9 protein-coding genes are annotated in these 13,728 nt (G+C 43.3%); 7 read left to right on the top strand and 2 right to left on the bottom strand.

Annotation, left to right across the window (positions count from 1 at the left end):
* Nucleotides 1–36: 36 nt before the first annotated feature.
* Nucleotides 37–1,167: a helix-turn-helix domain-containing protein gene (locus FE296_RS26950; protein ID WP_190945577.1), complete on the bottom strand. Its 1,131-nt coding sequence runs from the start codon at nt 1,165–1,167 to the stop codon at nt 37–39.
* Between the two features lie 246 nt (nt 1,168–1,413).
* On the opposite strand from FE296_RS26950, the gene FE296_RS26945 reads away from it, so the two are divergent.
* From FE296_RS26945 to FE296_RS26915, 7 genes are all read left to right on the top strand, one after another.
* Nucleotides 1,414–4,143: a glycoside hydrolase family 78 protein gene (locus FE296_RS26945; RefSeq protein ID WP_150367030.1), complete on the top strand. Its 2,730-nt coding sequence runs from the start codon at nt 1,414–1,416 to the stop codon at nt 4,141–4,143.
* Nucleotides 4,144–4,374: 231 nt separating this feature from the next.
* A complete protein-coding gene (locus tag FE296_RS26940; protein ID WP_150367029.1) occupies nt 4,375–5,802 on the top strand; it encodes an MFS transporter in 1,428 nt (475 codons plus the stop codon).
* A gap of 119 nt (nt 5,803–5,921) precedes the next feature.
* Nucleotides 5,922–7,154: a cytochrome P450 family protein gene (locus tag FE296_RS26935; protein WP_223869047.1), complete on the top strand. Its 1,233-nt coding sequence runs from the start codon at nt 5,922–5,924 to the stop codon at nt 7,152–7,154.
* Nucleotides 7,155–7,474: 320 nt separating this feature from the next.
* The gene (locus FE296_RS26930) at nt 7,475–8,233 is read left to right on the top strand and encodes an SDR family NAD(P)-dependent oxidoreductase (protein WP_127537220.1); all 759 of its coding nucleotides are present in this window, start codon (nt 7,475–7,477) and stop codon (nt 8,231–8,233) included.
* Between the two features lie 218 nt (nt 8,234–8,451).
* A complete protein-coding gene (locus tag FE296_RS26925; protein WP_190945575.1) occupies nt 8,452–9,663 on the top strand; it encodes a sensor histidine kinase in 1,212 nt (403 codons plus the stop codon).
* Nucleotides 9,664–10,335, top strand: coding sequence for a response regulator (locus FE296_RS26920; protein ID WP_124114988.1), 672 nt, complete (start codon nt 9,664–9,666; stop codon nt 10,333–10,335).
* A 208-nt stretch (nt 10,336–10,543) separates the two neighbouring features.
* Nucleotides 10,544–12,772, top strand: coding sequence for an MMPL family transporter (locus tag FE296_RS26915; RefSeq protein WP_150367027.1), 2,229 nt, complete (start codon nt 10,544–10,546; stop codon nt 12,770–12,772).
* 75 nt (nt 12,773–12,847) lie between these two features.
* Here FE296_RS26915 and FE296_RS26910 read toward each other — a convergent pair whose 3' ends face one another.
* Entirely contained in the window at nt 12,848–13,432 is a 585-nt protein-coding gene (locus tag FE296_RS26910) for a TetR/AcrR family transcriptional regulator (protein ID WP_263364300.1), read from the bottom strand.
* Between the last annotated feature and the right edge of the window lie 296 nt (nt 13,433–13,728).

The raw sequence follows: 13,728 nt of genomic DNA, 5'->3' as shown, positions 1-13,728 counted from the left end.
GCATGAATAATTAGAATAAGCCCGTCATAGTCGGGCTTATTCCTGTATCATATGATGCGTTTGTTGATACTGCTTCGGGGTTCTACCTGTATGTTTTTTAAAAATCTTGGTGAAATAACTCTGATCCGTAAAACTCAAAAGAGACCCGATTTCAGAAAGTGGAGTGCTCGTAAATTGAATCATATGTTTAGCTTCCTCAATTTTGATCTGTTGAATATATTCATTCACGGGAACCCCAACTTCTTTTTTAAATAGTACAGACAGATAGTTTGGGCTAATACCGGCATGTTCAGCAATTTCTTCGTGTGTAATTTTGGAATAACGGTGGTTATATATATAATTTTTGCAAAGTGTTACGATTTTAGAATGCTGCGATTCTTTCACCTGAGAGACTTTCTCGGTTAACGAAAAAAATGCTTCCAGGCAGCATTGATCGATCTCTTTATCGGTCCGTAGATCCTCAAGGCGCTGTATGTAAACATCGCTTACCGAAAAAGCAATCTCCGAATAGAGACCCCCGTCAATTGCTGCTCTGGCTGCAAGAGCTATACCGATGATGCCAAGATTCTTTTTAGAACGGATATGACTTGATTTGGACAGGACTCCTGTATTCTCATGACCAAGTTGTGTAAAGTGTTTAAGCATATCCAATTTACCTTCCTTGACGATCGTTAACAATTTCTTTTCATTCAGTGGATTGTGATGGAGCGTCTCATCATAGCCTTTTGAAGAATTTATGGAGCCTTGTATTTCTTTTTCCTTGATATACATACCACGCAAATAGTCCTGTACTACATCCTCAGCTTCGATCAATTCGTGATTAAACATTTGATTAACCAAGATCGTGATGTTGATTAGCCTCTCATGGGTTATCACAGGAACAGACTGATAATAATGATATACTTGTTTCCGGTTCGCAAAGAGATGTGTGTCATTAATGAGCCCATTTATTTTATGTTCAATCAAGCTAAATGGAAGGGAAGGTCCTAAAATGATGGTTCCTTCATCGTTTAGATCGTTACCAATACGAATTAAAATGTAGTTTTCAAAAAACATCGTTCTTACAACGGAAGGATCTTCTTTACACACGGATGGATCAAACCCCAACACTGAAAAAAAGAATTGTTTATCATTTTTATACAGCGGATTAAGTATTCGATTACCCATCAGTTCGAATTGAACCTCTCCGGTGGAGCTTACAAAGAAGATGGACATATCAAAAAGTTCTGCAATGAGTTTACATTGACGTATTAGATCCATTTTGTGTTCGGCTCCTTTTTTCAATCATTTTATCATATCAAAATTATAAAATTACAATGATATTACCATATTGTATGAGGAAAATTCTTTATGATATTTTAGTAAGCGTTAACATTTAGGTGTGTGATATCTATGTTGAAGGGTGGTCATCTCATGGAATTAAAAGATTTCCGGATTGAATACATGCTTAATCCGATTGGACTGGACACAGTAAACCCAAGATTCTCATGGAAATTAGGTTCTACTGAACAGGACGTAATGCAATCCGCTTACCGAATAAGTGTCACACAAGATTTGCAGAAAATCTGGGATTCTGGAAAGAGGGATGAAGACAACTCCGTTTTAGTGGAATACGCTGGTCCTCGTTTATTGGCCTCGACTTTGTATCAGGTTCAAGTCGAAGTTTGGGATAACCAAGGTAATCACGCTGCCATGGAAGGACATTTTGAGACCGGGTTACTGAACGGCAGCAACTTTCAGGCAGAGTGGATTACACATCCATGCCCGAGCGAAGAAAGTGCTCCACCCGTTTTCTACAAAGAATTCTTTGTCGAAAAGGAAATTCAGCAAGCCCGAATCTATACCACTTCCCTCGGTGTTTATGAAATTGCGATCAATGGGACAAGAGTAGGAGAAGACTACTTTGCACCTGGATGGACGAATTACAACGAGCGATTGCAGTATCAGACTTACCGTTTGGACGGGATGCTGGAGAGCCAGAATAAAATAGAGATTACGGTGGGGAATGGCTGGTATAAAGGCATATTTGGTTTTACTTGTACTCCCAACCATTACGGAGATAGAGTTGCTGCACTCGCGGAAATCCACATTGTCTTTACGGATGGAACAAAAGAGATCATTGCAACCGACAAAACCTGGCAGGTGACTACCGGACCCATCCGTTCAAGTGAAATTTACATGGGTGAGACTTATGATTCGTGTTTTCATGAAAGTCAGTCCTTCCATGTGGAAACGGCCTCTTTCGATAAAAATCGCCTTGTTGCTCAGGAAAGTGAACCTGTCAAAATCACAAAAAGGCTCCCTGCTCTTCAGTTGATTACAACCCCAAAAGGAGAATGTGTCATTGATTTCGGGCAAATCCTTACTGGGTTTGTAGAGCTTCGAACCAAAGGGTGGAAAGGGCAAATGATAACCATACGGCATGCTGAGGTTCTTGATAAAGAGGGGAATTTCTATCCGGATACGTTAAGGCAGGCAGTATCCATTGATCGATTGATCTGTAACGGTAAAGATCAAATTTTCCGCCCTCATTTCACTTTCCACGGATTTCGCTATATCGCCATTGAAGGGGTAGATGAGATCCAACTCGATCAATTCACAGCTTGCGTGCTGCATTCAAGTCTGGAGAAAACAGGCCGTTTCGTGACCTCCAATGCCATGGTGAACCAGCTGCAAAGCAACATTCAGTGGAGCCAAAGAGGCAACTTTTTGGATATACCGACGGACTGCCCTCAAAGAGACGAGCGTCTAGGGTGGACAGGAGATGCACAAGTATTTGCCGGGACCGCTGCGTTCAATATGAATGTTGCCTCCTTCTACAAGAAATGGCTGCGCGACCTTGCCTCTGAACAGACGGAGGAATATGGGGTTCCACATGTCGTCCCTAACATTCTTGGAAATCAGGAAGGGGCCGCTGCCTGGAGCGATGCCGCTGTTATTGTCCCTTGGGTCATGTACCAAACCTATGGAGATCTTCGATTGCTGCGAGAACAATACGACAGCATGAAGGGGTGGATTGATTATATTACTGCACGTTGTGAAGCCAATGGACTATGGCAGACTGGTTATCAATATGGGGACTGGTTAGGGTTGGACAAAGAGGAGTTTAGTAACGAAAGAACAGGGGCTACAGATGTTTATCTGGTAGCAAACGCTTATTATGCGTATTCGACCGAACTGGTTGCAAAGACAGCCAAGCTTCTGGACAAAACCGAAGATGCCGTCCGTTACGAAGAATTGCATAGCCAGATCAAACAGGCTTTCAATGCAGAATATATATCTTCAACTGGCAGACTGGTCAGCGAAACTCAAACGGCCTGCGTGTTAGCTTTACACTTCAACCTTGTCGAGGAGAGATACAAGGATCGGATTCGCAAGACGCTGGAAAACAATATAGCGAAACATAAAAACCATCTCACGACAGGATTTGTTGGTACTCCCTATCTGTGCCATGCCTTATCGGACAATGACCTGCATGACCTTGCTGGTACATTGTTTTTAAAAGAGGATTTCCCTTCCTGGTTGTACGCCGTAAAAAAAGGGGCAACCACGATATGGGAACGCTGGAATTCCATTCTGCCAAATGGTGATTTCGACACATCAGGTATGAACTCCTTGAATCATTACGCCTATGGATCCATTGGGGAATGGATGTACAGAAAACTCGCGGGAATTAATCCAATTGAAGCAGGTTATAAGAAGATTCTGATAAAACCTCAATTCATCCGAGGAATCAGTTCGGTAGATGCTGCTTTTGATTCGGTCTACGGAGAGATAAAAAGCTCATGGTCATGCAGGGCGGGTAACATTATTGTAAATGTAACGATACCAGCAAATACAACAGCAATTATTGTACTGCCTGAGAAAGCTATGCCTGTGGAGGTTGGTTCCGGATCTTACAGCTTCGAATATGCGACGCAAACCAGTCTCGAAAGAGAACGGTTTACGATGGATTCGACACTCAAAGAGATTGTGGAAGAGCCCACAGCAGTTCAAATGTTAAACGAGCACGCTCCCGGTATGCTGGATCACCCGATGATCCAATATGCTTATGATTTATCTGTAAGCGAAATGCTGGCCAATACTCCGCCGGAGACTGAACAGTTATTTAGAAGAGTCATTCAAACGCTCAATGCCTCCTAGGTATGAAGGGGAAAGGATAGAATATAGAAGGCGCTGCAGGAAACGAGCAGCGCCATTTTGTATTACACAAATTCGTTGTGAGAGACCGAAAGAATAGCACTTAAAAAAAGGATAAGCACCAACACGAATTTACTAAAAAAATAATGAAGTTACCATATTAAACTCTTGAGGACGACTAAAATAATGTTTGAAAGCGGTACCATGAAGCGAATGAAATAAGGGGGAACAGCAATGAAAGCAGAGCGGGAAATCCTTAATCCACCAGTTGTAAAGGGAAGTAAGAAGTCCAGGGCATTGGGCCTTGATGCCCAAGGAATCCAGAAAACAATGCGCCCTTACCATTACTTAGGGGACGGAGCAGCGCAAGTTGCCTTAAACTCCATCAGCGGACTGATTGGGATGTTAACTTATTTTTATACAGATAAGGTAGGGATTGCAGCTGCCACAGTGGGTACGATTATGCTCATCACCAAATTTATCAATGCAATAGCAGACTTGCTGATGGGTAGAATCGTTGATGCGACAAAATCCAAATACGGAAAGGCCAGACCTTGGATTCTATGGATGGCTCTACCCACCCTGGCATCTATCATATTACTGTTTACTGTGCCCGCCGAGGCATCATCAACGGTAAAAACCTTCTATGCTTTAGTTACAGTAGCGTTTGCTTCAGCCATTGTGTATACGGGAATTGCGATCCCTTTCGGAAGCTTGATGGCGATCCGTACCAGAAGTGTAGAAGAACGCGGTAAAATGGGCCTTACCCGAACCATCTTTGGATATATTATCGGGATGATTATCGCTATCGCATTAATTCCAATAACCAATATGCTTGGTGGGGATCAAAAAGCATGGATTATCGTTGCGGTTGTTCTGGGTATTGTATCTTTCATTTCCTTGATCCTGACCTTCTTAGCATCCAAAGAAAATAATGCTGGCATAAGTATTGTTGAAAGCGATAACATTCCCTTCTGGGAAAGCATCAAGCTCTTATTCCAGAACAAATACTGGGTCATCATGCTGTTTGCTCAGTTATTGATCAACATGCTATATACACTTAATGGTTCAACAGGAATCTATTACACCAAGTATATTCTCGGGAATGAGAACCTGATCGGAATCATGGGGGCAGTTGGATTAGTCCCGGTTTTTTTGGGATTTGTTATGGTGGGACCCATGATCAAGAAATTCGGACTTACCAGAACTGCACGGTTAGGCATGATTCTTGGGATCGTTTCATCACTTATTCGTTGCTTCATGCCATATAACTTTATTGCAGCTATAGTACTTGGCGGTATCGCGACACTGGCAACCATTCCAATGATGGCTGTAGGCGGGGTGTTGGTGAACAACACCGTGGAATACGGTGAATGGAAGACAGGTAAACGCTTAGTCGGGATGGTCAATAGCGCAAACAGCTTTGGCGTTAAAATTGGTATGGGCCTGGCTGCCGCGATGATCGGCTGGATTCTTGCCATGGGCAATTACGATGGAGCGTTAATAACACAGGCGGATTCAGCGATTACCAGCATCCTGGTTCTGACGGTATATCTTCCTTTGGTGATATTCGTTCTTACGTATCTCTGCTTGCGCAAGTACGATTTGGATGAGAAGTATCCTCAAATTGTAAAAGAACTGGAAGAACGCTTAAATCCTTAGGAAGATGCAAGTTATCGCGTATTACTGGGATTAAATGAACTTATTTGAAAGTGAATCGTCAAATATGATAGTCTTTATATTGTGGTGATATTAATACTATCATTTTAAGGGGTAATGTGATGTTTACCAATGAAAATCAAGGTCGTTCCAAGTCCAAAGTAGATTTCATGGATCATTCTTTCATTCAGCAGCCTTTCCCAGTCTACGAAAAGCTGCGTGCCGAAGAGCCTGTCCATCGGCTATTACTGCCAAGTGGGCATGGTGCGTGGATGGTTACCCGATATGAGGATGCCGTCAACATTTTGCAGGATAGTCGCTTTGTAACCGGGGTTCTCGACAACAGGAACGATGATACGGAGGAGTCCCTTCCTCCGCATCAAGCGATTATCTCACGGAATCTGATCAGTGTTGGTCCAGAAGATCATCGTCGACTGCGGCGCTTGATTCAGAAGGCATTTACTCCCCGCATGATTGAGAGGCTGCGGGGACGAATTGTGGAAATAAGCGATGAATTGCTGGACAAGATTCAGGCCGGAAACACTCGGGAGTTTGATTTGATCGAGGACTATGCTTTCCCGCTGCCCATTATCGTTATTTGTGAAATGTTAGGTGTTCCGCTGAAGGACCAAGACAAATTCAGAGCCTGGTCCAATACCATTATGGAGAGTGTCAGCAATCCGCAGATGAACCAGGAGAGCGATGAAGTGATGAAGGCTTTTGTGAATTACTTACAAGAACTGATCACGCAGCGGCGCAATCATATTCAACAGGACCTCATCAGCGATCTCATCGGCATAGAGGAAGAAGGTGACAAACTAACAGAGCAGGAATTATATGCACTTGTGTTCGTACTCATCATAGCAGGGCATGAAACAACAGTGAATCTGATAGGGAACGGCATGCTGGCGTTGCTGGAACATCCGCAGCAAAAGCAACTACTTATGGATCAACCGGATCTGATTCAAGCGGCGGTTGAGGAAGTGCTGCGATTTAATGGGCCGGCAGAAATTAGCAATGTTCGATGGGCTGCGGAAAACGTTGATTTTCAAGGAATACAAATTCGCCAAGGAGACATGATGCTGGTCGCTTTATCCTCAGCGAATCGGGATTCCAGTCGATATGAAAACCCCGATACGTTTGACATTACTCGTAAAGTCAATGACCACATTGCTTTTGGTAAAGGAATTCATTATTGTCTTGGCGCTCCACTTGCGAGACTTGAAGGCGAGATTGCGATCAACGCTTTGCTTCAACGGCTGCCGGATATTCGGTTAAATACGGATGCGGATCTGCTGGAGTGGAGACCAGGAATGATTATCCGAGGACTCAAAGCTTTTCCAGTCGTATTCTAATCGAAATAGTAGATTTAACCTAAATTAATCAATATATTGGAGAGATGAACCTAATGAGTTATGACGAGAATATCCGAATTGGTGAATTGTTGAACAACACAGAATCGTTTGCTGTACTGGAGAAGCATTTGCCGGAATTCGTGAAGGAACCAACGTTCAAGATGGCCACTAACTTTACGTTGGATCAACTAGCTGCATTGCCTCAGGTAGATATTCCTTTGCCTACACTTCAGATTTTGAAGCAGGAACTGTCAGCCATTGCGTTTGAAGCAACAGTCCAGAAGCAAGAAATTGGTGCACCGACAGGAAATAAAGAAGGTATTTCTCTGGAAGGTAAAGTGATCGTTGTTACGGGAGCTGGCAGTGGAATTGGAAGAGCCAGCGCCGTGATTATGGGATCTCGCGGTGCGAAGCTTGTACTGGTTGATTTCAATGAGCAGACAGGGGAAGAAACGTTAGCACTGGTTCGCGAAAATGGCGGCGAAGCTACTTTTGTACAGGCTGACGTATCCAAAGAGAGCGATGTTCAAAACTATATTCAAAAAGCAGTAGAAGCCTATGGAAAAATTGACGTGGCATTCAACAACGCGGGCATACTCCAGAAATTCCAACGTTTCCAGGATATCTCCGAGGAAGAATTTACACGGATTATGGATGTGAATGTGAAAGGGATCTTTTTAGGTATGAAATATGCCTTGCAGGTTATGGATAAACAGGGATACGGGCATATCATTAATACGGCGTCCACTACGGCTATTCGTGCTGAACACAGTCTGGCTGCATACACCGCAAGCAAGCATGCCGTTGCAGGTTTGACCAAAGCGGCGGCCCTTGAATATGTACGCAAAGGTATTCGTATCAATGCCATCTGTCCAGGCGGGGTAGCTACAACATTAACGGCTGCGGTTCCCCAATCGCTGCAGGAGAGTGGTTATGTGCCTGAAGAGTTTCCGAATATGCGGATCGGGCGTTATGCAGAGCCAGAAGAACTTGCCCAGATCGTTGCGTTTCTTGCATCTGATTATTCCAGTTATATGACAGGATCAATCATCCTCGCAGATGGTGGCATCACACTCTAATCATTGGTTCAAGTTCACCTTCTGAAATGCTATAAATATAGGAACTTTCCGGAGGGAGAACCCTTTGGAGGTTTTACATAATTCTTCAAAGTTATCGTCCATAAGTCTAACTTGTGGACGATTTTTATTACAAAAGGGGATGTACGAAAGGGCATGTACGATCGTACATCTTTTTGGTGGTGATTTGGACTATAATGACTTATACAAGAGGTGATCCCATGAAAATAGTACGGAAGAAGACGAATCCGGCCGGAAGAAATGAAGAAACGGATCCGATTGCGTCTTCACGTATTCCCATAATCATCTGGCTTTGGCTTGTTGCCACAGCTACTTTGATCCTGCAAACGATGTCAGCCCCTATATTAGTACCCAGTATTATTTTTGTAGCTGCAATGTTAATTCATACCATCGTGTACTGGGAAGTAAACAAACTTATAAAACGATCCAAATTACTCTACATACTTCTTCACTCAGGGTTAATTTACGGAAGTGCAATGTTAATGCCAGACGGTATGCCTGCAATATTAATTGGTTTAATTCCGGTGTTGATTGCACAGACATTTGCAATATACTATGAGACGACAAAAATTGTGTTAGTTGCATTTGTATTATATTTATTATTCTGCACGGTAACCCTGTTTACACGATCAGGTATGGATGTCGCCTTGTTAATATTATTACTGTTCATGATGATCGTTGTCGTGGTATCCTATGCGGTGCTTTTCTATCGTCAGGTCAATGCCCGTGTAAGAACACTAACGTTTCTGCATGAGCTGGAGAAGGCCCATCAAAAAGTAGAGGAATTGACACTAACAAGTGAGAGACAACGTATGGCAAGAGATCTGCATGATACATTGGCTCAAGGACTTGCCGGTATTATAATGCAGCTCGAGGCCGTCAATGAGCACATGAATCGAGGAAGTTTTCCGCGCGCCCACGAAATTATCCGCAGTTCAATGGGCCAAGCACGCCAAACATTGGCTGATGCACGCAAAGCCATTGATGATCTTCGAACCAAGGCCACACCGGCTATTACCTTTGGAGAGGCAATACAGGAACAAATTCAACGTTTCCAACAGGCAACCGGAATCGAAGTCGTTTTGGAAGGGAATGCTCCGAGTTTCATATCCAAAGTAGGAATGGAGCACGTATTGCACATTTTAAGTGAATCGCTAATGAACATAGCCAGGCATGCTCAGGCAACGAGCGTAACCATTCACATGGCTATGGAGAAAGAAGATTTCCATCTTATTATACGTGATAACGGAAGGGGCTTTAGCGTAGACCGAATCGGAAAACAATCCGGGCACTATGGCTTGATCGGGATGAATGAACGGGCCAGGTTGATAGGTGGCAGCATTGAGATTGAAAGCGGAAAACAAGGAACGACTATTTTGTTTCGTGTTCCACTTGAAAAAGGAGAAATCTGAATGAAATATAACATACTCATCGTCGATGATCATTGGGTGGTACGTGAAGGACTTAAATTAATATTGGAGACTAGTGAAAATTATCTAATTGTAGGAGAAGCTGAGGAAGGAGAAGAAGCTATCCGAATTATGTTAGACAAACAGCCTGATGTCATTCTTCTGGACTTGAATATGCCCGGGGGACTCAGTGGTTTGGATACCTTGAAACGTATGAACGAGCAACACATTTGTATACCCGTCATTATTCTAACGACATACAACGAAGATGACTTGATGATTGAGGGACTTTCCCTTGGAGCCAAAGGGTACTTGCTCAAGGATACGAGCCGGGAACAATTATTTAGAACGTTGGATTCTGCCATTCGTGGAGAAACACTGCTTCAACCTGAAATAACGTCAAGAGTCTTTGCGTTTCATACGAAGTCTGCTCAAGAACCCAAAACACAGCCACATCTATTAATTGACAAGGAGTCAACTCTGATTAGTGAGAGAGAGTTACTCGTTTTACAAGCCGTGGCTCGTGGTTTACGCAGCAGAGATATTGCTTTTGATATGGGTATTGCCGAGAGAACAGTAAAAGCATACCTCACCAACATTTACAACAAACTTGGAGTCAATTCGCGATCAGAAGCAGTTGCAGTAGCTGTCGAGAAGGGGATCTTACACTTGTAAACCTATAACTTGTAAGACACCCTTTCGTAATCAAAGATAAAAAATGGTATGCCCGTAATGACATATCCCTTCTATGCCCCATCGTACATGAAAGGCTTGCCCTTTCGTACGATTTTTTTTTGGTTTTATTTCGTTAACATGAGGGTACAGAGCATTTCCTTAGATAGCTCTAGGATTTTTGTGGAAGTGAAAGGGGAAGAAATAAGTTATGGCAAAATGGTTATATCGTCTCGGAGTCTGGTCAACGAGAAAACGGAAAATGGTCATTACGATGGGACTAGCACTTCTTATTGTGCTTGCATCTTTAGGACTTGGTATGGGTACTTCGTTTACGGGTGAAATGACTATACCAGGAACGAAGTCGGATCAAGCAGCGAAAGTACTAAACTCAGAGTTTCCATCATCAGATGACGGTGGTCAGATCAGGCTCATATTCAAAACGAAAAATGATGATACACTGACTTCCGAAGCTAACAAAAATTACATTCGGCAAGCCCTGAAAGATGTAAAAACGGATTTATCAGTCAAATCTGTAGCTAGCCCATTTGAGTCAATGACGCTCAGCGCAGATAAAAAGATTGGTTATGCGGACATTACGTATTCTAAATCTGCCAGTGAAGTGGATGAGCACTCGAAAGAGCATGTGTTGAACATTGCAGAGCGGCTCGGTAAAGAAGGGATTCAAACAGAGATTGGAGGCAGTGTTGCCTTTTCTGAAATAGAGGTTGGGGGCATATCTGAAGTCATTGGTATCCTAATTGCCTTCATGATTCTAGCATTTACGTTTACTTCGTTTCTAGCCGCAGGACTACCCATTCTTACAGCGGTCATAGGACTCGGGATTGGTCTAATGACTGTCATTATTGGTTCTAATTTCGTATCGATGTCATCATTCTCCATTACGTTAGCAGTCATGCTTGCTTTAGCAGTCGGTATTGATTATGCACTATTTATCATGTCACGATACCGTCAGCAGTTGGCAGAAGGATATGACAGAGAAACAGCCATCGCTCAGGCTAACGCAACAGCAGGAGGCTCGGTTGTATTTGCAGGGCTGACTGTAATTATCGCGCTAGTGGGGTTATCCGTCGTACAAATTCCCTTCATTACGATGATGGGACTTGCGGCTGCTATTAGCGTATTTGTAGCTGTCCTCATTGCGATCATTCTCGTACCAGCCATATTAGCTATTGCAGGGGACCGCATTAGTCCTTCGCGAGAAAATCGTTGGCTGAGAAAATGGTCTGGGGGCAAAAAGGGGAAAACAAACGAAAACGCATGGAGTCGAGTTGTCACTAGAAAGCCTTGGCTTACTACCATTCTATGTATTGCCGTCTTAACGATGTGTACCTTGCCTTTTCTGCATATGCAGCTGGGCTTGCCGGACAATGGCCTGAAATCGACTGAAACGACAGAGCGCCGTGGATATGATTTGATGGCTGAGGGATTCGGTGAAGGGTTCAATGGCCCACTCGTGATTGTCGCTAAAGCTAATAACAGTGACGACCCTCAAGCAGCAATCGCTCAAGCAACGGCTTATATCAGCGATCTGCCGAATGTCTCTAGTGCAACACCCGCAATACCGAGTCCATCGGGAAATGCAGCCATCATTACAGTGTTACCGAAGACAGGCCCGCACGATATTCGAACGACTGACCTTGTGGAGACTATACGTGAAAAAGCCGATCAACAAAACAATAAACAGGTCGAGATTATGGTTACCGGTGGGACTGCGGTTAACATTGATATTTCGGAGAAATTGCAACAGGCATTGCCTAAGTTCGCTTTATTGATTGTTGGTCTGGCCTTTGTACTGCTCATGCTCGTGTTCCGATCTTTGCTTGTACCGATTAAGGCTGTACTTGGTTTTCTGTTTACACTAGGTTCAACACTCGGTTTTATTGTCTGGGTCATTCAAGATGGTTATCTGGCCAGTATGTTCGGTATTCCTGAACCTGGGCCGGTGCTTAGTTTCCTTCCCATTCTCGTCACTGGAATTCTGTTTGGACTTGCCATGGACTACGAGGTGTTTCTTGTCAGCCGAATGCGTGAAGACTTCACTCATACTGGAGATGCACGTCAATCGGTAAAAAGCGGGATGAACCATAGTGGACCAGTCGTTACTGCGGCAGGCTTGATTATGATTGCGGTATTCGCCAGCTTTATTTTTGCGGAAGATACCATTATCAAATCCATGGGATTAGCTCTGGCATTTGGCATACTTGTCGATGCATTCATCGTACGCATGACACTTGTGCCAGCGGTAATGACCATTCTTGGAAAAAGTGCCTGGTATATCCCTGCATGGCTTGATCGCTTGTTGCCTAACATCGATGTAGAAGGGGAATCGGTTATGAGAGGAAACCATAAAGCCACCAGTGGTTTTGATCAAACTATTATTGGGAAGAACTCACCAGATGTAAAAAGTAGAGGATGAGGGGGCTGCCCAAAACTGCAGCGCCTTCTCCGTCGGATGTCATGAATCAGTTTACAGCGTTCATACGAATTGAAGTCAAGGTTTCAAAGACTCTAGAAAAAGAGATTTAAGTAAGTTGAATTGCTCGGATGGGTCTACACGAGTGTTGAATGCATCGATACCTTCTAGCATGGACATTTTCTTGGAAAATGTTCCGAATACATTCATCATCGTAAGTAGAATGTTGACGGAATTTGAACTGGCACGGACAGAATGATCCTGTTCTCCCAGTGCTGCCAATTCGGTAAACAGAGCAATAATTTTGCTATATTCCGTTTGATACAATTCTATATGCTCTACAGGCTCTTTGGAAAGCGCCACGTAACATTCAAAGGCTTCTATCAACTTGGAGTTCTGTTGATGCTCAGCTTGCTGAAAGAAAATTAGGGTGTCGAATATTACGTTTAATTTCTCGTAACAAGTTCCATCTCCATGCACAATCTTTTCAAAGATAACCACTTCGGACTGAACAATATGTGAAGCAACGGCAACAATCAAATGCTCTTTCTTGGGAAAATAGCGGAATACAGTAGCTACGCCAAGGCTTGCAGCCTTGGCAATTTCCTGCATGGTAGCCTTTTCGAATCCTTGTTGTGTGAAAATAGAAATGGCAGCTTGAATGATGCTTAAACGGCGCTTCTCTCGCAGCTCGCTTCGCTCATTCTCCTGGCGTTGTCGGGGTAGAATAGGGATAACCTCCTTGTCTCTCTCTCTGTAACTCAGGTTATGCTAACAATTGCAATTCTATTTGTCAACGAAGCGAGGTATTATACCTAATAGTCGACCTATATAAAGTACTTCAACTTCTTGATGTGTTAACAAGACTTCTTAGATATTAATATTCTTCGTCGATAGTATGTACAAAGATGTTTATATGATCACAAATATCCAAAAGTGAGATTCACATATGAAAAGAT

The organism is Paenibacillus sp. UASWS1643, from assembly GCF_008693195.1.
Taxonomy (GTDB): Bacteria; Bacillota; Bacilli; order Paenibacillales; family Paenibacillaceae; genus Paenibacillus; species Paenibacillus amylolyticus_B.
The sequence above is the reverse complement of the archived record's forward strand: the minus strand, read 5'-3'. Positions and strand labels throughout refer to the sequence as shown.